This is a genomic window from Streptomyces sp. NPDC007025, assembly GCF_042869455.1.
Taxonomy (GTDB): domain Bacteria; phylum Actinomycetota; class Actinomycetes; order Streptomycetales; family Streptomycetaceae; genus Streptomyces.
On record NZ_JBIAFT010000015.1, the window covers coordinates 37,554 to 57,044 of the forward strand.

The 19,491-nt window shown below is 74.9% G+C and carries 15 protein-coding genes; 6 read left to right on the forward strand and 9 right to left on the reverse strand.

The window, feature by feature from the left end; all coding sequences use genetic code 11:
• Nucleotides 1-87 precede the first annotated feature (87 nt).
• The 3 genes from ACFYMO_RS26400 to ACFYMO_RS26410 form a co-directional block, all read right to left on the reverse strand.
• On the reverse strand, nucleotides 88-873 hold the full coding sequence (locus ACFYMO_RS26400) for a hypothetical protein (RefSeq protein ID WP_388549446.1): 786 nt from the start codon (nucleotides 871-873) through the stop codon (nucleotides 88-90).
• A gap of 409 nt (nucleotides 874-1,282) precedes the next feature.
• Complete coding sequence (locus tag ACFYMO_RS26405; protein ID WP_388549448.1) at nucleotides 1,283-2,095, reverse strand: L,D-transpeptidase family protein; 813 nt, start codon at nucleotides 2,093-2,095, stop codon at nucleotides 1,283-1,285.
• 191 nt (nucleotides 2,096-2,286) lie between these two features.
• A complete protein-coding gene (locus ACFYMO_RS26410; protein ID WP_388549451.1) occupies nucleotides 2,287-4,347 on the reverse strand; it encodes a phosphocholine-specific phospholipase C in 2,061 nt (686 codons plus the stop codon).
• A 335-nt stretch (nucleotides 4,348-4,682) separates the two neighbouring features.
• Between ACFYMO_RS26410 and ACFYMO_RS26415 the strand changes: the two genes are divergently transcribed.
• The 3 genes from ACFYMO_RS26415 to ACFYMO_RS26425 all read left to right on the forward strand — a co-directional run bounded on the left by ACFYMO_RS26415 (nucleotide 4,683) and on the right by ACFYMO_RS26425 (nucleotide 9,205).
• A complete protein-coding gene (locus ACFYMO_RS26415; protein WP_366772511.1) occupies nucleotides 4,683-5,933 on the forward strand; it encodes an aromatic acid exporter family protein in 1,251 nt (416 codons plus the stop codon).
• 268 nt (nucleotides 5,934-6,201) lie between these two features.
• Nucleotides 6,202-7,455 carry a lycopene cyclase family protein gene (locus ACFYMO_RS26420; protein ID WP_366772510.1) on the forward strand — a complete coding sequence of 418 codons (1,254 nt, stop codon included), beginning with the start codon at nucleotides 6,202-6,204 and terminating at the stop codon, nucleotides 7,453-7,455.
• A 187-nt stretch (nucleotides 7,456-7,642) separates the two neighbouring features.
• Complete coding sequence (locus tag ACFYMO_RS26425) at nucleotides 7,643-9,205, forward strand: FAD-dependent oxidoreductase (protein WP_388549455.1); 1,563 nt, start codon at nucleotides 7,643-7,645, stop codon at nucleotides 9,203-9,205.
• Between the two features lie 7 nt (nucleotides 9,206-9,212).
• On the opposite strand, the gene ACFYMO_RS26430 is transcribed toward ACFYMO_RS26425, so the two are convergent.
• From ACFYMO_RS26430 to ACFYMO_RS26455, 6 genes are all read right to left on the reverse strand, one after another.
• A complete protein-coding gene (locus ACFYMO_RS26430; protein ID WP_366772508.1) occupies nucleotides 9,213-10,244 on the reverse strand; it encodes a DUF5914 domain-containing protein in 1,032 nt (343 codons plus the stop codon).
• Nucleotides 10,241-11,200, reverse strand: a complete 960-nt coding sequence (locus ACFYMO_RS26435) for a phytoene/squalene synthase family protein (protein ID WP_388549458.1) — start codon at nucleotides 11,198-11,200, stop codon at nucleotides 10,241-10,243. The genes ACFYMO_RS26430 and ACFYMO_RS26435 overlap by 4 nt, the downstream gene beginning before the upstream one ends.
• The gene (locus tag ACFYMO_RS26440) at nucleotides 11,197-12,756 is read right to left on the reverse strand and encodes a phytoene desaturase (RefSeq protein ID WP_388549461.1); all 1,560 of its coding nucleotides are present in this window, start codon (nucleotides 12,754-12,756) and stop codon (nucleotides 11,197-11,199) included. The genes ACFYMO_RS26435 and ACFYMO_RS26440 overlap by 4 nt, the downstream gene beginning before the upstream one ends.
• Before the next feature lie 491 nt (nucleotides 12,757-13,247).
• The gene (locus tag ACFYMO_RS26445) at nucleotides 13,248-13,850 is read right to left on the reverse strand and encodes a phospholipase A2 (protein WP_388549464.1); all 603 of its coding nucleotides are present in this window, start codon (nucleotides 13,848-13,850) and stop codon (nucleotides 13,248-13,250) included.
• 347 nt (nucleotides 13,851-14,197) lie between these two features.
• Nucleotides 14,198-14,437, reverse strand: a complete 240-nt coding sequence (locus tag ACFYMO_RS26450; protein ID WP_366773502.1) for a hypothetical protein — start codon at nucleotides 14,435-14,437, stop codon at nucleotides 14,198-14,200.
• 395 nt (nucleotides 14,438-14,832) lie between these two features.
• On the reverse strand, nucleotides 14,833-15,819 hold the full coding sequence (locus ACFYMO_RS26455; protein ID WP_388549467.1) for an ATP-dependent DNA ligase: 987 nt from the start codon (nucleotides 15,817-15,819) through the stop codon (nucleotides 14,833-14,835).
• A 350-nt stretch (nucleotides 15,820-16,169) separates the two neighbouring features.
• Here ACFYMO_RS26455 and tdh point away from each other — a divergent pair, with 350 nt between their 5' ends.
• The 3 genes from tdh to ACFYMO_RS26470 all read left to right on the forward strand — a co-directional run bounded on the left by tdh (nucleotide 16,170) and on the right by ACFYMO_RS26470 (nucleotide 19,476).
• Nucleotides 16,170-17,198: an L-threonine 3-dehydrogenase gene (tdh, locus tag ACFYMO_RS26460; RefSeq protein WP_388549470.1), complete on the forward strand. Its 1,029-nt coding sequence runs from the start codon at nucleotides 16,170-16,172 to the stop codon at nucleotides 17,196-17,198.
• Between the two features lie 152 nt (nucleotides 17,199-17,350).
• Nucleotides 17,351-18,580 carry a glycine C-acetyltransferase gene (locus tag ACFYMO_RS26465; protein ID WP_366773505.1) on the forward strand — a complete coding sequence of 410 codons (1,230 nt, stop codon included), beginning with the start codon at nucleotides 17,351-17,353 and terminating at the stop codon, nucleotides 18,578-18,580.
• Complete coding sequence (locus tag ACFYMO_RS26470) at nucleotides 18,577-19,476, forward strand: LysR family transcriptional regulator (protein WP_019355419.1); 900 nt, start codon at nucleotides 18,577-18,579, stop codon at nucleotides 19,474-19,476. The genes ACFYMO_RS26465 and ACFYMO_RS26470 overlap by 4 nt, the downstream gene beginning before the upstream one ends.
• The last annotated feature ends 15 nt before the right edge of the window (nucleotides 19,477-19,491 follow it).

Below are 19,491 nucleotides of genomic sequence, written 5' to 3' on the forward strand. Positions count from 1 at the left end.
GCGGTCGGTCGGCGGTCGCGGTCGGTGGTGGCCGGCCGGTCGTGGAAGCGGTCGGGCCGGCCACCGGCTCGGGCCGGTGGCGCGGTCTCAGACCCCGGCGGTCGCCGGACGGTCGGCCGCCGGACCGTCCGGGTGCTCGCCCGCCAGGCGCCGGCGCCACGCCTCGACGACGGCTTCCTCCGTCGGCCTGGTGGCCAGGCTGACGGCCACGTAGGCGACCAGGCCCGCGAGCAGGCCGTAGTAGATCGGCTCGTTGGCGAGGAGCCCGTCGGCCACCATAAAGGTGAGCACCGTGCTGCCGCCCGCGACCATCGTGGCGAGGGCGCCCTGGAGGTTGCCGCGCCGCCGGACCAGACCGCCGAGCACCGGTATCGGCAGACCGCCGACGAGCAGGTCGTAGGCCGCGGTGAGGGCCGCGATGACGTCGCCGAGCACGCAGGCGAGGGCCATGGACAGCACGCCGAGGACGGCGACGGCGACCCGGTCGGAGGCGACACCGTCGGACTCGCGCGGCGCGGGGCCGCCGCTCCGGCGGCCTGCCAGGCGGCGCAGCCGGACCCAGACGTCGTTGTGCGCGACCGTGGCGGAGGCGATCAGCACGCCGCTGGCCGTGGACATCATCGCGGAGAGGGCGGCGGCCAGGACCAGCCCCTTCACCCCGGCGGGCAGGGCGTGCTGGACGACGGCGGCGAACGCCTGGTCGGCGTCGGCGAGCCGCGGGTGGAGCGTCCTGGTGGCCATGCCGATGACGGCGTCGGCCACGGCGTAGACCAGGCAGTAGGCGCCCGCGGCGGTGCCGCCCCAGGCGGCTACCCGGTCGCTGCGCGCGGTGAAGACCCGCTGCCAGATGTCCTGGCCGACGTCGATGAGCATGCCGAAGCTTCGACATCCTCGCTCACCTGAAGGGGGGCGATTCCCGCCTGCCGAGCCGTTGACCGGCGCGGCTTCGGGTGGGTTCCTGGTTCATCGCGCGATGCCCGGCACTCCCCCTGTGCACCTCGACCGGACGCGGCTGCGGACCCTGGTCCCGAGCGCGCCGGACGCCCGGCCGGGCCCTCCCGCGCAGGCCGCCGCCCTCGGCTTCAGCTCACCGGTACCGGCGGCCGAGCTGCCCGGCGCCGACGCCCAGTGGCCGGGCGGGCGCTGGAGCGGGCCGTCGCCAGCGAGGCCCCGGCGGTGGTCCACAGCGCGTCGCACACCCTCCACCCGCTGGTGTCAGCGCCCGAGGCACGCGAACACGCCCGGGCCCGGTTCGCGCCGCTCACGGGGCCGGCTGAGGGGCTCAGGCCGGGGGTTTGCGCCCCCAGATGCGGACGGTGTCCCCGACCCGCATCCAGTTCCACAGGCGCTCCGCGTCGTCGTGGCGGAGGTTGACGCAGCCGTGCGAGCCGGGCGGGCTGTAGATGTTCTTGCGGGTGCCGTGCAGGGCTTGGCCCCCGCTGAAGTACTGGCTGAAGGGCATCGGCTGGTGGTAGAGGCTCGAATAGTCGTCCCGCACGCGGCGCTGGATGGAGAACCGTCCGGTGCGCGTCTCGTACCCCGGCGCGCCGCTGCGCAGGGGCACCGCCTGGACGACGACCTTGCGGCCCTTGAGCAGCCACATCACCTGGTGGGTCAGATCGAGGCAGGCGACACGCCCGCGTTCGGGCGGGCAGTGCGCGTCCGCCAGCAGCTGCTCGGGGTGCCCGGCCGCCCAGCGCGCGTACAGGGCGCGGTAGGTGGTGGGTGAGGCGAGGCCGTCCGCGGGGAGCACGCCCTCCCGCTCCTGGAAGTCCCGGATGGCGGCGCAGTCCTGCGGCGACTGGGTACCGTCCACCGGGAGTCCCAGGTATCCCTCGACGTCGCGCTGCCGCGGACCGGTTCCGGTGGTGCACTCGCGCTGCGGTTCGGGCTCCTGCGGGGCGGTCTCCTGCGGTTCGGGCTCCTGCCCGGCGGGACGGGCCGTCACGGAGCGCGGATTCGCTGCGGCGGTGCCGCTCAGGGGCGGGACGAGCGCCTGCGCGGGCGCGGCTTCGGCGAGGCCGAGCAGCAACAGCAACGCGAGGGCGGGGGTGTGTGTTCTTCGTACGGACCGCGGGAATGTGTTCGCTGGCATGCACGGGGCTGTGCCCTGCCGACCGGGCGCGCAGCACGGAAGTCCGCCGAATCACCTGAGCGCCGCACATCGGCTCCCGGCCGCGGGCCGGTCGCGCTGCGCCGTTCCCCTCCTGATCCGGCCCCGCCCCGGTCCGCGCTCCGGCCCGGGTGGAGCACCGGGCCGGGCGCGCGGACGGCGGAACGCGACTGTCAGTCGGTCAGCGTGGCCGGGTCGCTGACGCCAGCCTCGCCGGTCTCGACGTGGCCGGCGAGGCGGCGCGTCCAGTCGGGGTCGGCCTCGCAGGTGACCTCGAGGTCGTACCAGCGCTTGCTCTCCCGCAGCCGCACCGTGGTCACCACTTCGCCACCCGGGTGCACCGTGTGCGTCTGCTCGGCGCCGCCGTAGGCGTTGCTCACCGTCAGCGTGCGGTCGGCGTCGGCCGCGTTGGTGAGGGTCAGCTCGATGTCGCCGCTCTCGGCGAGGTGGCGTGCGGTCACCTCGCAGCCTGCCTGCTTGTTGGGGCCCTTGAAGGTGCGCAGGAAGCCGTTCGGACCGTGCGCCGTCAGGTCGTAGCTGCCGCCGGAGTAGGCACTGTTCCAGGTGTCGGACAGCTCCTTGCCCGCCTCGGTGGTGTAGGTCCAGGGGCCGTCGGTGCGATTCGCGGAGGTGACGAGGAAGAAGGCGCCCGCCGACTTCCCGCCGCTGAAGGTGAGGGTGAACCTGCCGTCCGAGGTGCGGGCCGCGCCGTCCACCAGCGGTGCGTACGGCAACGGGCGTGTGTGCCGCGAGCCGGACTCCTGGCGGAGCAGCACCGGCTTGGCCGGCGGCTCGGGCACGTAGCTGTCGTGCCGATCCCGGTCCGGGGGCTCGTAGGCGTCGGTGCTCGGCAGCCGCGCGGGTTCGGTGTCCTTGAGGGTGAAGTCGAACGCCGAGGTCAGGTCTCCGCACAGGGACCGGCGCCACGGCGAGATGTGCGGCTCGTGCACCCCGAAGCGGCGCTCCATGAAGCGGAGGATGGAGGTGTGGTCGAACAGCTCGGAGCACACGTAGCCGCCGGTGCTCCAGGGCGAGACGACGAGCATCGGCACCCGCTGGCCGAAGCCGTAGGGGCCGGGGGCGTATCCGGAGAGGCCGCCGGTGTACTGGTCGAGGGAGGTGTCCGCGGTGGCGCGGCCCTGGGCCGCGGAGGCCGGCGGGTAGGGCGGTACGACGTGGTCGAAGTAGCCGTCGTTCTCGTCATAGGTGATGAACAGCGCCGTCTTCGCCCAGACCTCCGGGTCGGCGGTCAGCGCGTCCAGCACCTGGGAGATGTACCAGGCTCCGTAGTTGGCGGGGAAGTTGGGATGCTCGGTGAACGCCTCGGGTGCGGCGATCCAGGAGATCTTCGGGAGCCTGCCCGCCTTGACGTCGGCCTTGAGCTGGTCGAAGAAGCCGTCGCCCTGCCTGGCGTCGGTGCCGGTGCGGGCCTTGTCGTGGAGCGGGTCGCCGGGCCGGGCGTCGCGGTACGCGTCGAAGTAGAGCAGCGAGTTGTCGCCGTAGTTCCCGCGGTAGGCGTCCTCGATCCAGCCCCAGTGGCCGTCCGCGTCGAGGCCGTCGCCGATGTCCTGGTAGATCTTCCAGGAGACGCCGGCCTCCTCCAGGCGTTCGGGGTAGGTGGTCCAGCCGTAGCCGGCCTCCTCGTTGCCCAGGACGGGGCCGCCCCCCTTGCCGTCGTTTCCGGCGTGTCCGCTCCACATGTAGTAGCGGTTGGGGTCGGTGGCGCCGATCATCGAGCAGTGGTAGGCGTCGCAGACGGTGAAGGCGTCGGCGAGCGCGTAGTGGAAGGGGATGTCCTTCCGGGTCAGATACGCCATGGTGCCGGTGCCCTTGGCGGGGATCCACTGGTCGTACCGGCCCCCGTTCCACGCCTGGTGGCCGCCCGCCCAGTCGTGGTTGAGGCCGGCGATGAACTGCATGCCGAGGTTCTCGGCGTCGGGGTGGTAGGGCAGTACGTCCTTGTGTCCGTCGGACTGCTGCCAGACCGTCCGCTTGCCGGTCGGTGCCGCGGGGCGGGGGTCGCCGAAGCCGCGCACTCCGCTCAGGGTGCCGAAGTAGTGGTCGAAGGACCGGTTCTCCTGCATCAGCACGACGATGTGCTCGACGTCGTCGATGGTGCCGGAACGGCGGGCGGCGGGGATGGCGGCGGCCCGCTCGATGCTGCCGGAGAGGGCGGAGAAGCCCGCGGTCGCGCCGGCTATCTGGAGGAACCGGCGCCGGTTGAGTTCTGGCATGGGTCTGCTGACCTCACAGGGCGAATCGGAATCGTCGGACCGGCAGAGTCTGTCAACAACAGCGGCACCATGGAAGGCCACCTGTATGAACAAGTTGGCAACATCTGGGAACGGAGCCCGCAAGGACACCCCCTACCACCAGCAAAGACATGCGGTGACGGCGGGTCGACAACCGCCGGGCTGCGTTCCCTCACCGCCACATGCCGCCGGAGTCGGCTCGCGTGACCACCGCCACACGCCGTCGACCGGAATACGGGGCACCCCGACACGCGCAGCAACGGACGGCCCGCGCCCGTCGGGGGACGCAGGATGAAGCGGTGAAGGAGGACCAACCGATGACCGAGGAGCAGGACGGATCCCCGGAGGGCGGCCGCGAGGTGGCGGCGTCCGGCAGGTGGGCGCGGGCGAGGCAGTGGCTGGACCGGGCGAAGGGGTCGGCCGGCTACGAGCGGCAGACCCTGGAGCTCATCGGCAAGAGCGCCCTGGCGGCCACCGCGGCCTGGTACGTCGCACACAACGTGCTGGCCGCGCAGAGCCCCGCCTTCGCGCCCTTCTCCGCGGTCCTCATCATGCAGGTGACCATCTATCAGTCGCTCGTGCAGGCGCTGCGGTACGTCGCAGCGGTCTCGGCCGGGGTGATGGTGCAGGCGGCGCTGGGCTATCTGGCCGGGCCCGACCTGCTGACCTTCGTGCTGGTCGCGCTCATCGCGATGGCCATCGGCCGGTGGCGGCGGCTGGGTTCCCAGGGCTCCCAGGTGGCGACGGCCGCGTTCTTCGCCTTCTCCACCTACGCCGCCGCCTCCGGAAACCTCGAACGCATCGAGGAACTAGGGCAGATCCTGATGCTCGTCGGCATCGGCTGCGGGATCGGCGTGCTGATCAACGTCACCGTCGTGCCGCCGATGCGCTACCGGAGCGCAGAGTACGGCATCCGCGTCCTGGCCCACTCGCTGTGCGACCTGATAAGCGACATCGCCCCGGCGCTGCGCGAGGGCGACCTGGACGACGAGCGCACCGCACACTGGCGGCAGCGCGCAACGACCCTGGGGCCGCTGGTGACACAGGCACGCTCGGCGCTGAACACCGCTGTGGAGAGCAAGTACTACAACCCCCGGCAACTGCTGCCCGGGCACCGCACACACCACGACTTCTCCGGCTATGAGGAGCTGGTCGACGCGCTGGAGCGCGTCACCCACCAGCTCACGTCGCTGACCCGGGCCCTGCACCAGTGGCCGGAGGACGAGAACGGCGAGGACTGCCGCGGGTTCCTGACGGACTACGCGGGGCTGCTGGAGGCGCTCTCCCGGATCACCCGGCTGTTCAGCGAGATCGACGAGCAGCACCTCCCACGGCAGGCGGAGGGACTGTGCCGCGCGGCGGAGGCGGCGCAGGAGAAGCGGACCGCGCTGGTCGAGAACGTCCGGGAGACCGCGCTGCCGACCGACGACCCGTCCCGCCCCTACAGCATCCTCCTCGCGGAGGCGACCCGGCTGATGGAGGAGGCCCAGCACTCCTGCGACATACTCCAGCACACCGTCGACGAGGCGTCGCAGACCGGCGAACTCCAGGAGCGGACGAAGGGGTGACTGCCCACCGACCCGGGGTGCGCCCCTCCCCCGGCCCGGCCGGCGCGGCGCAGCCTCCGCGCGTGCCCTCTGCGGCCGCGCCTCCCGGAAGGTGGCCGGTCCCCGGAAGGCGGAAGCACCCCGGCCCGTACCGGCCACCGGAGTGTCCTGGACTGCATCCGGGTGGTGACCTCCCGGCTCCGCCGTCGCGGCGACCCGGCCCGGCGTCGCCGGACCAGCAGACTGAGCGCGACCGAACGAGCCGGAAGCGGACGGACGACGGAACCTGGTGGAGTACGAGACGGATGTCGCCATCGTCGGGGCGGGCGCCGCGGGGCTGTCGCTGGCCTGGCGGCTGGCCGCCCGCCGGGCAGCGGACGGCGGCCCGCGTGTCGTCCTCCTGGACGCGCCCCCCGGCCCCCTCCGGCCCCCCGAACGCACCTGGTGCTACTGGGAGGGGCCGGTGGGCGAGTACGACGCGGCGCTGGCGGCCCGCTGGAACCGGCTGCGGGTGCGCGGCCCGGACGGCGAGGTGGTGGCGGGCGGCACCGCGCCGTTGTACTACAAGATGCTCCGCTCGGGCTCCTTCGAGGAGTTCGTACGTGGCAGGCTGGACTCCGCGGCCGGGGTGCGCCGGGCGGAGGCGCTGGTGCACGGCGTGCTGGACGTACCGGGCGGCGCCGAGGTGCGCGGCGTCGCGGCGGACGGCGGCACGCTCACCGTCCGGGCACGCTGGGTCTTCGACTCCCGGCCTCCACGGCGGCTGCCGCCCGCCCGGACGACGCTGCTGCAGCACTTCCGCGGCTGGCTGGTGCACACCCGGCGGCCGGTCTTCGACCCGGCGGCGGCCGAACTGATGGACTTCCGCACCCCGCAGCCGGCCCGCGGCCTCTCGTTCGGCTACGTGCTGCCGCTCGGCCCGCACCGGGCACTGGTGGAGTACACCGAGTTCTCCCCCGCCGTGCTGGACGGCGCCGGGTACGACCGGGCGCTGCGCGACTACGCCGACCGGGTGCTGGGGCTGGGGGACTTCGAGGTGACCGGCGCCGAGCAGGGCGTCATCCCCATGACCGACGGCCGGTTCGCGCGGCGCGCGGGCGCCTCGGTGTTCCGGATCGGCACCGCGGGCGGCGCGACCAGGCCCGCGACCGGCTACACCTTCGCGGCGGTGCAGCGCCAGACCCGGAGGATCGCCGCGGCACTGCACGCGGGCCGCACCCCGCTGCCGCCGCGCGCCTACCCGCGCCGCGCCCTGGCGATGGACGCGGTGCTGCTGCGGGCGCTGGAGCGCGGCAGGGTGGACGGCGCCGCCTTCTTCACCGGGCTGTTCCGGCACCTCCCGGCGGCCGCTCTGCTCCGATTCCTCGACGGCGAGAGCGGCCCCCTCCAGGCGCTCGCCGTCGGACTCCGCACTCCGGTGGGGCCGATGCTGCGTACCGCGGCGGAGCTGCCCCGGCTGTCCCGCACCGCCTCCCCGGCCCCCGGCCTCCCGCCGGTCGCACCCCTCCCGCCGCGAAGGCCACCCCTGCGAGGTACCTCATGACGCTGCCGTGCGCCGAGGCGCAGTCCACCACGTGCGACACGGCCCGACGGCCCGCCCGGCGAAGAGCGCGGTGGGACGCCGGCCGCGTGCGGGTGCGGCCGGCACCCGACGCGGCGGCCGGCACCGTGCTCACCTTCCCGGCCGCGGCCGGACCGGGCCCGGCCGGACCCCACCGCGGAGCCGTACGGTGAGCGCGGCACGGCACGGGCGCGACCGCAGGGCACGGGTGCTGCACCCCGCGCCGGGACGGCCCGCGTTCGACCGGGCCGGGCCGGGCGGCAGCGCCGCTCCGCGGGTCGCGGTGGTGGGCGGCGGGATCGCCGGACTCGCCGCCGCCACCGGGCTCGCCGAACGGGGCGCGCGGGTCACGGTCTACGAGCGCGAACCGCGGCTGGGCGGGCGGCTGGCCGGATGGCCGGTACGGCTGCGGGACGGTTCCCCCACGACGATGAGCCGCGGCTTCCACGCCTTCTTCCGTCAGTACTACAACCTGCGGGACCTGCTGCGGCGTATCGACCCGCTGCTGGCCGGACTGCGCGGGCTGCCCGACTACCCGCTCCAGCACAGCGGCGGCGCGCGCGACAGCTTCGCGCACGTACCCCGCACCCCTCCGTTCAGCGCCCTGGGATTCGCCGCGCTCAGCCCCACCTTCGGGCTGCGGGACCTGGCGGGCATGGCGCCGCGGGCCGCGCTGCCGCTGCTGGACGTGCGGGTTCCCGAGGTGTACGAGCGGTGGGACGGCACCGCGGCGCAGGAGCTGCTGACCGCGATCCGGTTCCCCGAGGCGGCGCGCGACCTGGCCTTCGAGGTGTTCTCGCGGAGCTTCTTCGCCGACCCCGGCGAGCTGTCGGCCGCCGAGATGGCGCTGATGTTCCACATCTACTTCCTCGGTTCGAGCGAGGGGCTGCTCTTCGACGTCCCCGCCGAGCCGTATCCGCGGGCGCTGTGGGAGCCGCTGGGCGACTACCTGGAGAAGCACGGGGTCCGGCTGCGCACCGGGGAGCCCGTGCTCGGGATCCGGCCGGAGGGCGGGACGCGGATCGTGTCCACGGCCACTGGTGAGGAGCACTACGCGGCAGTCGTGCTGGCGCTGGACACCGCCGGGCTGCGCGGCGTGGCCGGCGCCTCCCCGCAGCTGGCCGACGCGGCGTGGCGGGAGCGGGTGGCCCGGCTGCGCACCGCACCGCCGTTCCTGGTCTCCCGGCTGTGGCTGGACCGCCCGGTGGCCCGGCGGCGGCCCGGGTTCCTGGGGACGAGCGGCTACGGACCGCTGGACAACGTGAGCGTGCTGGAGCGCTGGGAGACGGAGGCGGCTCACTGGGCGGCCCGCTCCGGCGGCTCGGTCGTCGAACTGCACGCCTACGCCGTGGACCCCGCGGCGGCGCGGCAGCCGGGAACCCGGGAGCAGGTGCAGGAGCGGCTGCGCGGCGAACTGGCCCGGGTCTACCCGGAGACGGCCGCGGCCCGGGTCCTGGACGCCTGCCACGAATGGCGCGCCGACTGCCCGCTCTTCCCGGTCGGCGGCCACCGCGACCGGCCCACGGTGCGCACGCCCGACCCCCGCCTGGTGGTGGCCGGGGACCTGGTGCGCACCGGGCTGCCGGTCGCCCTCATGGAGCGTGCGGCCACCAGCGGGCTCCTCGCCGCGAACGTGCTGCTGGCCCGCTGGGGGGTGCGGGGGCACCCGCTGCGGACGGTGCCGGACCGGGGCAGGTCGGCGGTGTTGCGGTCGCTGGCCCGGCTGGGCTGAGGCGGGGTCAGCCGGGGAAGTGCCGGGTGCTGCGCAGCTGCCAGCGGCGCTCGGCGTAGGCGAGGTCGTCCCGCCACAGCCGTTCGGCACCGGCCCGCAGCAGCGCGCGCAGCAGCGGCGCCCCGGCGCGTGCGAGGGCGAATCCGGGCCGCGGCGAGTGCGCGACGATCGCCTCGGTCACCAGGGTGCGGGGCTCGCCCGCGGTGTCGGCGGTCAGCGGGGTGGCGTGGGTCTCCACCACGGAGCCGCGTCCCTCCCCCTCGGTGAGGTGCATGACGACGGTGCGCGGTTCGGGTGCGGTGAAGACGGCGCGTACCGGCACCACGACGCGGCCGGCGACCTTGAAGGAGACGTCGACCACGAAACCGTCCGCCGCCCCGCCGTGCGCCGCCGCCTCGTCCGCGACCGCCTCCGGGGCGCTCACCACCGTCAGGTCCACGAAGGAGTAGGGGTGGTACCAGGCGCCGTGCCACGGGTCCAGGCGGTTGGCGACGATGTCGTCGGGAGCGCAGCGGCCGACGGCGGTGAAGACGGCGTCCACCGAACGGGCGGGACGCGGCCGGGTGGGCACCACGGGCCGCTCGGTGGGCTCCTCGCCGCCGGCGTCGTCGAGCCGCACCCATGCCAGCACCCCGTCGTCGTAGGCCGGGTAGGGCGTCCAGCCCGCCGCCGGGCCCCCGTCGAAGGACATTCCGTGCCAGTGGCAGACCAGCCGTCCGCACCGCACCCGGCTGTCCTTGAGCGGCGCGCCCAGGTGCGGGCAGGCGCCCGCGCCCGCGCGGATCCGCCCCTGCGCGTCGTACCAGGCCACGACCTCGACTCCGGCGACGGTGCGGCCCAGCGGGCGTCCCCGGGTCAGGTCCCGGGCCGCGCCGAGCACGTACCAGTTGCCGGAGGGCCGCTTCTGGGCGCGCCGCAGCGCGTCCTCGATCAGGCCGGGACGCGCTGCGCGCCAGGTGGGCCGCTGCCGTTCCCAGGGGACGGCGCGGCGGCGCAGGGTGAGGGGGAGGCGGCCGCGTGGGGGCGCACCCTCGGTCATGACAACTCCCTCTGTCGGGGCCGGGACGTACGCAGGCGGGCCGCGGAGCTCCGGGCCAGCCCGTCGAGCGCCAGGGCCGCCCGGTGGCAGCGCGGGACGACGGCGCGGCGGTGCAGCACGTCGAAACCGCTGTCGACGACGGCCTCCAGGATGGCGCTGTAGAGCACGAAGGCGGTGCGGATGCAGGGCCGGGCCCGGGGATCGAGCATGGCGAGTCCGGGCCGGGCCTCGCGGTAGACCTGGCGGGTGAGGTCGAGGGCCGCACGCAGGGCCGCGGTGATGCGGGGGTCGCGCTGCCCGGTGGCTCTGCTCCAGCGCAGCAGTTCGCGGTCGACGCCGTGCGCCGCCAGCAGGTCCTCCGGCAGGTAGACGCGGCCGCGGTCGAGGTCCTCGCCGACGTCGCGCACGAAGTTGGTCAGCTGGAAGGCGACGCCCAGCGCCGCCGCGTGCGGCGCCGCCTCCGCCGGGGGGACGACGGTGCCGAGCACCGGCAGCATCTGCAGTCCGATGACGGCGGCGGAGCCGTGCATGTAGTGGCGCAGATCCGCGTAGGTCGGATAGCCCGTGACCACCAGGTCGCTGCGCATGGAGGTCATGAAGTCGGTGAAGTGGCCCGGGCTGATGCGGTAGGTGGCGGCGGTGTGGGCGAGGGCGCGGACGACCGGCTCGCTGCTCTCGCCCGTTCGCAGCCCGGCGACCAGGCGGTTCTCCAGGGCGTCGAGCACCGCGGCGCGTTCGGCGGGGGTGGCGGCGCTGCCCTGGTCGTCCACGATGTCGTCGGCCCAGCGGGCGAAGCCGTAGAGCGCGTGCACCGCGGGGCGTCGCTCCGGGGGCAGCAGCCGGGTGGCGAGGAAATAGGTCTTCCCGTGCCGGGCGTTGAGCCGGCGGGAGAGCCGGTAGGCCTCCCGGAGGTCCGGGTCGCGGATGCCCGCTGCGTCGAGTTCGCGTTCGGTCATGCGCGGGTGTCCTTCGCGGGGGTCCGCCGCGGGAGGGCGGGGGCCGGGCGGGGGCCGCGTGCCGGGCGCGGCGCGGGGCCGGTGAGGCGGGCGGCGGCGAGCTTTCCGGACAGCAGCACGGTCGGTACGCCGACTCCGGGGGTGGTGCCGCAGCCGGCCAGCACCGCGTTCGGGGTACCGCGCACGAGGTTGCGCGGCCGGAAGGGGCCGGTCTGGGCCGCCGTGTGGGCGGCCGAGAACGGCGTGCCGGCGGCGAGCCCCTGCGCACTCCAGTCGGCGGGCGTGACCAGCACCTCCTCCCGCACCGCGGCGGCGATGCCGGTCAGTCCGCGCTGCTCCAGGTGGTCCAGCAGCGTGTCGCGGTACCGGGGGGCCAGATCGCGCCACCGGCGGGCGTCGGGGCCGATGTCCGTGTTGGGGCAGGGCGCCAGCACGTAGTGCACATGGCGGCCGGGCGGTGCCAGGTCCGGGTCCGTGGCGGTGGGCCGGGTGATCAGCAGCGAGGGGTCGGTCATCAGGCTGCCGTCCCGGGTGAGTTCGCGGAAGGTGCGCCGCCACGCGCTGCCGAAGGAGAGCGTGTGGTGCCCCAGCCCGGGCCAGGTGCGGTCGGTGCCCACGTGCAGGACGACCGCGGACGGCGCGTGCCGCAGCCGCAGCGCGCGGCGCGGCCGGTGGCCGAGCAGTGCGTAGGACAGCGGCAGGTCGGGGGTGAGGACGACCGCGTCGCAGGGGATGCGCCCGGCCGGGGTGACGACGGCGGTGACGCGTTCGCCCGCGCGCTCCAGCCGGGTGACCGGCTGCCCGTAGCGCAGCTCGGCTCCCGCGTCGCGAGCCGCGGCCGCCATGGCGCCGGGCAGCGCGTGCATACCGCCGCGCGGGAACCAGACCCCCGCCACCGTGTCCATGTAGGCGATCACGGCGTACGCGGCCAGTGCCCGCTCGGGCGGCACGCCCGCGTACAGGGACTGGAAGGAGAAGACCCGGCGCAGCCGTTCGTCCGGCAGGTACCGTGCGATCCGCGCGTCCAGCCTGCCGAACCCGCCCAGTGCGGCCAGCCGGGCCAGATCCGGGTGCAGGAGCTGGCGGGGCGAGTCGAAGTTGACGTCGATGAACCGCCGCATCTGCAGCCGGTAGAGCTCCCCCAGCCAGGCCCGCAGCCGCCGGTAGCCGTCCGCGGCCCCGGCTCCGGCGAAGCGCTCAACCTCGGCCTCCATCGCCTCCGCGTCGCTGTGCACGTCCAGCCGGCTGCCGTCGGCGAACCGGGCCCGGTAGGCGGGGTGCAGCGGCACCAGGTCGAGCCGGTCGCGGAGCGAGTCGCCGACCGCGGCGAACGCCTCCTCGACCAGTTCGGGCATGGTCAGCACGGTGGGCCCGGTGTCGAACCGGTAGCCGGACCGCTCCAACCGGCCGGCCCGGCCACCCGGCCCGAGGTCGCTCTCCACGACGGTCACCCGGCGCCCCGCACCGAGCAGATGGAGCGCCGCGGACAGCCCGGCCAGCCCGGCGCCGACCACGACCACGTGGTCGGCGTGCCCCCGTACGGCCGCGATCGTCACAGGACGCCCGGGAGGCGGAGGGCGACGGCCGCGGGCAGCGGTGCGCCACCGGGGTGCGCGAGGGGGTGAGGCCGGGTCACGGGGTCCTCCCTGGCTGTTCGTCGGCGGGCCCGGGAGCCGACCGGGCGCGCGGCGGGACGGGAGGTCCGCGGCGCCCCGGGTGCGCGACCGGTGCCGTCGCCTCAGTCGAGCACGTCACCCCTGTGGCGCCCGTGCGACCGCGCCGCACCGCGCTCCGCCGCGGGGCGGGATCACCCGGGCAGCGGAGGCCGGTGCACCCGGCGGCGGTATCCGGGCCGGGGTCGGGAGACGACAGGGCTCGCCAAGTCCCGCCACCGATGCGCCCGGTGGCGGGACCCGGGCCGACGGTCGCGCGGCGACGGCGGCCGCGCCCCGCCCGCGTGAACAACGCTCCAGGCCGATACGGCCAGGTCGGGTCCGCTAAGCCCCGTCTGCCCGGCGGGCGGACGACGCTCCTTTGAAGACACCCCCTAGAAGAAGGCCTTGTCTCCGCCGATCCGCACCCCGGCGTAGTAGGTGTCGGCCGCGCGGTGGCAGGTGCGGTGGCGCCCGGCGGCCGGGTACCGGTCGTCGCAGATCCGCCGCATCTCGGTGCGGAAGCGGCTGTCGATCCAGTTCTTCGTGGCGCGGGTGGGGTCCAGCTTCAGTTCGTGGTTGCCGCCGTAGTTGCGGTAGCCGAAGTCGTGCTGGACGCAGGCGGGGCGGAAGACCTCGCTGTAGGGGAGCAGGCCGGTCGGGACGGAGCAGCCGTCGGTGGTCCAGTTGAACGGGGGCGCGTGGCGCACCGCCGCGAACTGCCGGTAGGTGAGCTTCATCAGCCGGTCCGCCTCGGCCCGGACCGCGGGGTCGGCCGGAGCCTCGCGCACCGCCGGGGCGGTCGGGCGGACCGCGCGGACGGAGACGGGGGAGTCGGCCGCCGGCGCCCCGGTCGGCAGCGGCCGGACCGCCGGGCCGCCGGAGGCGGGCCGCGCGGAAGCGGCGGCCACGGCGGTACCCGGCGTGACGAGGGCGCCCAGCAGTACGGAGACCGTGAGCACTCGGGTCGGGACGGCGGACAGCATCCTTGCGCGCATCGTGACTCCCGGTCTCGGCTCTCGGCGCTCCGTCCTGGAAACGAGCCCGCCGGCGGACCGGTGCGGCTGCTTCCCTCCCGCGAGTGACAGGGCCCGCCGTTCGCCTGCGGGCCGGGACCTTCGAGACGCGGACCGGCCGCGGAGACCGGTGGCAGGGAACGGTGGCGGAGACCGGCGGAGTGCGGACAGGAGGCGGGCGGCGTCGTAGGGCCGCCGTCAGGCGCACTCCCCCGCGCCGACGGAGAGCCCGCGGGCCTCGCCTGACGGTGCGCCGGCGATGCCGTCCCGGCACGACCGAACCGCTCGCCCCCGCGGGGTCGAGCGGTTCGGTGCGGGAGGGGCGGGCGTCAGAGGAGGCCGAGCAGTCCGAGCCCGAGGAGGCCCTCGCGGTCGCCGAGCTTCACCAGCCGGGGCCCTTCCTGGCCGCGGGAGTCCTGGCGGTCGGCGCTGGAGGCCGGGGCGGCCGCGGTGGTTCCGCGGGCGTCGGCCGGGGCCGCCTGGGCCACTCCGCACAGCGGGACCAGGGCGGTCACGGTGAGCGCTGCGAGGGTGGCCGCGGTGCGGGGCAGGCGGGGAATGCGGTGCATGGGGACTCCTTCTGTTCGGCCGGACCGGATCCGGCGCCTCGGGGCGCGGGCGGTCGTCGGGGGGACGGTCTTCCCTGCCCTGCTCCCGGCCGGAGGTGCCCCGGGACCGCACGTCCGGCTGTTCACCGCCACGGGCGGCGGATCGCCGCCCGTGGCGCGTACGCGGACCGGGACACCACCCGGCCGGGAGCCGGGATTACTTCGGCGGCCGAGGCCAGGGCGCCGGGTGGGACTCGCGAGGACGGCCTGGCAGCGGTCGCTGACTTCCACGCTGCACCGGACCAGCGCGCCCTGCGCGCGGTGTTGAGCCGGACAGGGCACGAGGGGCCGCCACGGGCCACCCCCCGCCGCGGGCCAGCACCGGATCCCGTTCCCCGGGCGGTGCCCCGGACGGTTCAGTCGGCGGGTCCGGAGGGGAAGCGCGGAACCTCTCCGGGCGCGGTGTCGCGGAGCAGCCGCCGGACCCGTACCGGGTGGCGCCAGCGGCCCGCGTCGAAGGCGACGTCCGCCTCGAACTCGACGACCAGTTGGGGGACGACGCAGCGGTGCGCGAGCATGTCCCGGGTGCCCCAGCCGGACCGGAACCGGGCGTCCTGCCAGGGGTGGCCGGGGTCCGCCGGAGCGAGCAGCGGGCCGATCTCCCGGCGCAGCGCGGCGGTGACCGGGGTGCTCTGCGCCACCATCCGCAGCACTCCGTCCGGGTCGTAGCGGCCCAGCAGCAGCATGTCCGGCGCGGTCCCGGGGCCGGTGACCGCGCCGATCACGGCCTCGGTGGTGGCGCGTGCCCGCAACTTGCGCCAGCCGCGCTCGCCCGGACGGTAGGGCTGCCCCAGTCCCTTGACGACCATGCCCTCGACGCCGACCGCGCCCCAGGCCGGGTCGAGCCACTCGCGGGCCCGGTCCGGGTCGGTGGTCATCGGGCACAGCGCCCAGGGCGGCTGCAGGTCGCGGCGGGTGAAGATCTCCTCCAGCAGGGCGCGGCGCTCCCGGTAGGGGCGGCCCATGGTCACCTCGTCGCCGAGCTGCAGCAGGTCGAAGGCGATGAAGTGGGCCGGGTGCGCCGCGGCCGCGGCCGCGGCGCGCGGTCCGGTGCGCCGGGCCCGGGACTGGAGTACGGCGAAGTCGACCGCGCCGTCCTCGATCACCACCAGTTCCCCGTCCAGGACCGCTTCCTCGCCGAGGGCGGCGGCGGCCCGCAGGATGTCCGGGAATCCGGGGCCGAGGTCGTTGCCGCGGCGGGACTGGAGGCGGGGCGTCTCGGCGCGGGCGAAGAGCAGCACCCGGTAGCCGTCCCACTTGGCCTCGTAGGCGAGGCCCCCGGCGCGGGGCACCGCCGCCACCGTGCGGGCCGTCATCGGGGCGAGGGGCGGGACGAGGCGCATGTCACCGGGGGCGCGGCGGGCGGCGCGCGGGGTTGTCGGCCATGAGCCACGTATAGCGCGGGCGCCCGGGCCGCGCGACCGCGCACGGCCCCCGCCGAGCGGCCTCCGGGCTCTGCCGGGCGGCCCCGCGGGAAGCAGTACGGGCCGCCGGAACGGGGTGTGAAGGCGAGGGTGTGAAGGCGAGCTGCGGGTGCGGTTAAGAAATCCTCGATGGACCCCGGGGCCGCTGTACGGCACATTCGTCCCGGCGGTGCGTGCGCAGCGGCGCCGCTTTCCACCCCCACTCCAGGGCACAGGGCCGGCCGGCCCCGCTTCGCCCTGCCGTGGCGCGAGACGACAGGAGCCGTGGCGTGAAGGCGCTGGTCAAGGAGAAGGCCGAACCGGGACTGTGGCTGGCCGACGTGCCGGAGCCGGAGACCGGGCCCGGTGAGGTGCTGATCCAGGTGGAGCGCACCGGGATCTGCGGCACCGATCTGCACATCCGCGCCTGGGACGGCTGGGCCCGGCAGGCGGTGTCGGCGCCGCTGGTGCTGGGGCACGAGTTCACCGGTGAGGTCGTGGAGACCGGCCGGGACGTGACCGGCATCAAGCCCGGCGACCGGGTGAGCGGAGAGGGCCATCTGGTCTGCGGCACCTGCCGCAACTGCCTGGCCGGCCGGCGCCACCTGTGCCGGGCCACGGTCGGGCTGGGGGTGGGCCGCGACGGCGCCTTCGCGCAGTATGTGGCGCTGCCCGCGGAGAACGTGTGGGTGCACCGCACACCGGTGGACCCCGACATCGCCGCGATCTTCGACCCGTTCGGCAACGCCGTGCACACCGCGCTCTCCTTCCCGCTGGTCGGCGAGGACGTGCTGATCACGGGCGCGGGGCCGATCGGTCTGATGGCGGTGGCCGTCGCCCGGCACGCGGGGGCGCGGAACGTCGTGGTCACCGACGTCAGCGAGGAGCGTCTGGACCTGGCCCGCACCGTGGGTGCCTCGCTGGCGCTGAACGTCTCCGGTGCGAGCATCGCGGACGGCCAGCGGGCGCTGGGGCTGCGCGAGGGCTTCGACGTGGGCCTGGAGATGTCGGGCAACCCGGTGGCACTGCGCGACATGCTGGCCAACATGACCCACGGCGGGAAGATCGCGATGCTCGGGCTGCCCGCCGAGGAGTTCGCGGTGGACTGGGCCCGGATCGTCACCTCCATGATCACGCTGAAGGGCATCTACGGCCGGGAGATGTTCGAGACCTGGTACGCGATGTCGGTGCTGCTGGAGGGCGGCCTCGATCTCGCTCCGGTGATCACCGGCCGGTACGGCTACCGCGATCATGAGGCCGCCTTCGACGACGCGGCCCGGGGGCGCGGCGGCAAGGTCATCCTCGACTGGACGGCCTGAGCCACCGCACTCGCGGTCCGTCCGCACGCTTGCCCCGTCCGTCCCGCCTCCCGGGCCGCACGGCCCTCGTCCTCGTCCCGTTCCCGGTGCCGGGCGCCGTGGCGCCCGGCACCGGGAACGGCACCCCCTCGCCGACCCTTGGAGAAGCTGGAATGTTCGACTCCGTACGCGACCAGTTGCGCGCCACCCTGGAAGAGATCACCGCCGCCGGACTGCACAAGCCGGAGCGGGTCATCGGCACGCCCCAGTCGGCCAATGTCCGGGTCACCGGCGGTGGAGCCGCGGAGCAGGAGGGAGAGGCGGTCCTCAACTTCTGTGCGAACAACTACCTGGGTCTGGCCGACCATCCCGAGGTGATCGCCGCCGCGCACGCGGCGCTGGACCGGTGGGGCTACGGAATGGCCTCGGTCCGCTTCATCTGCGGCACCCAGGAGGTGCACAAGGAGCTGGAGGGGCGGCTCGCGGCGTTTCTGGGCCAGGAGGACACCGTCCTCTACTCGTCCTGCTTCGACGCGAACGGCGGCGTGTTCGAGACGCTGCTCGGCGCGGAGGACGCCGTCATCTCCGACGCCCTCAACCACGCCTCCATCATCGACGGCATCCGGCTCTCCAAGGCCCGGCGCTTCCGCTACGCCAACCGGGACATGGCGGATCTGGAGCAGCAGCTCAAGCAGGCGCAGGACGCGCGGCGGCGGCTGATCGTCACCGACGGCGTCTTCTCGATGGACGGCTATCTGGCGCCGCTGCCGGAGATCTGCGACCTGGCCGAGCGCTATGACGCGATGGTGATGGTCGACGACTCGCACGCGGTCGGGTTCGTCGGCGCCGGGGGGCGCGGCACGCCCGAGCTGCACGGCGTCATGGACCGGGTGGACATCATCACCGGCACTCTCGGCAAGGCGCTGGGAGGTGCTTCGGGCGGCTATGTGGCGGCTCGCGCGGAGATCGTCGCGCTGCTGCGCCAGCGTTCGCGCCCCTACCTGTTCTCCAACAGCCTGGCCCCGGTGATCGCGGCGGCCTCGCTGAAGGTCCTCGACCTGCTGGAGTCCGCCGGTGACCTGCGGGAGAAGCTGGACGCCAACACCGAGCTGTTCCGCCGCGGGATGACCGAGCAGGGCTTCGAGATCCTCCCGGGCTCACACCCCATCGTGCCCGTCATGATCGGTGACGCGGCCGAGGCGGCCCGGATGGCCGAGCTGCTGCTGGAGCGCGGCGTGTACGTCATCGGCTTCTCCTATCCGGTGGTGCCCCAGGGGCAGGCCCGGATCCGGGTACAGCTCTCGGCGGCGCACTCCACCGAGGACGTCGAGCGGGCGGTTGCCGCGTTTGCCGCATCCCGGGCAGAGCTCTCCGGGGCGGCTGGGGGACAATCACTCACGTGATCGAAGCGCGGCGGCTGCACATCCTCCGTGCGGTGGCCGACCACCGCACGGTGACCGCCGCTGCCGCCGCGCTCTATCTGACCCCCTCCGCGGTGTCCCAGCAGCTCAGCGCGCTGGAGCAGGAGACCGGCCACCGGCTGGTCGAGCGCGGCACCAAAGGGGTGCGGCTCACCCCGGCCGGGGAGATCCTGCTCTCGCACACGCATCGGGTGCTGGCCCAGCTGGAGCGCGCCGAGGCGGAGCTGGCCGCCTACGGGTCGGGCGCGGCGGGCCGGGTGGACCTGGCCTCCTTCGCCACCGGTATCGGGCTGGTCGTGGCGCCCGCGCTCGCCCGGCTGGCCCGCACGGCGCCGGGCATCCGGGTGCGGGTCCAGGACGCGGAGGGGGACGCCAGCCTGCCGATGGTGCTGGACCGGGAGACGGACGTGGCGGTGGCCGTCGAGTACCGGGGCGCGCCGAGCGCGGACGACCCCCGGCTGACCCGGGTGCCGCTGTACGCGGAACCCTTCGACGCCGTCGTGCCACGGGGGCACCGGCTGGCCGGCGCCGACCGGGTGCCGCTGGGCGAACTCGCCAAGGACACCTGGATCGGCCCGTTCCCCGGCAACCCGTGCCACGACGTGGTCGTGCTCGCCTGCGAGAACGCGGGCTTCGAGCCCGCCATGGAGCACTACTCCGACGACTTCAGCGCCGTCGTGGCACTCGCCTCCGCCGGGGCCGGGGTAGCCCTGGTGCCGCGGTCGGCGCTGCTGGGCACCCCGGCGGGCGGGGTCGCGGTGCATCCGGTGGACGGCAGCGCGCCCACCCGGCGGGTGTTCGCCGCCGTACGCCGGGGCGCGGAGGACCATCCGCTGATCAGCCCGGTACTGGCGGCCCTGACCGAGGCGGCGGGGTAGCCGTACCACCCCTCC

What these genes read in the sequence shown, in the direction of transcription:
- ACFYMO_RS26400 (WP_388549446.1), bottom strand. Translation starts at nt 873, where the DNA reads ATGCTCATCGACGTCGGCCAGGACATCTGGCAGCGGGTCTTCACCGCG.
- ACFYMO_RS26405 (WP_388549448.1), bottom strand. Translation starts at nt 2,095, where the DNA reads ATGCCAGCGAACACATTCCCGCGGTCCGTACGAAGAACACACACCCCC.
- ACFYMO_RS26410 (WP_388549451.1), bottom strand. Translation starts at nt 4,347, where the DNA reads ATGCCAGAACTCAACCGGCGCCGGTTCCTCCAGATAGCCGGCGCGACC.
- ACFYMO_RS26415 (WP_366772511.1), top strand. Translation starts at nt 4,683, where the DNA reads ATGACCGAGGAGCAGGACGGATCCCCGGAGGGCGGCCGCGAGGTGGCG.
- ACFYMO_RS26430 (WP_366772508.1), bottom strand. Translation starts at nt 10,244, where the DNA reads ATGACCGAGGGTGCGCCCCCACGCGGCCGCCTCCCCCTCACCCTGCGC.
- ACFYMO_RS26435 (WP_388549458.1), bottom strand. Translation starts at nt 11,200, where the DNA reads ATGACCGAACGCGAACTCGACGCAGCGGGCATCCGCGACCCGGACCTC.
- ACFYMO_RS26445 (WP_388549464.1), bottom strand. Translation starts at nt 13,850, where the DNA reads ATGCGCGCAAGGATGCTGTCCGCCGTCCCGACCCGAGTGCTCACGGTC.
- ACFYMO_RS26450 (WP_366773502.1), bottom strand. Translation starts at nt 14,437, where the DNA reads ATGCACCGCATTCCCCGCCTGCCCCGCACCGCGGCCACCCTCGCAGCG.
- ACFYMO_RS26455 (WP_388549467.1), bottom strand. Translation starts at nt 15,819, where the DNA reads ATGCGCCTCGTCCCGCCCCTCGCCCCGATGACGGCCCGCACGGTGGCG.
- ACFYMO_RS26465 (WP_366773505.1), top strand. Translation starts at nt 17,351, where the DNA reads ATGTTCGACTCCGTACGCGACCAGTTGCGCGCCACCCTGGAAGAGATC.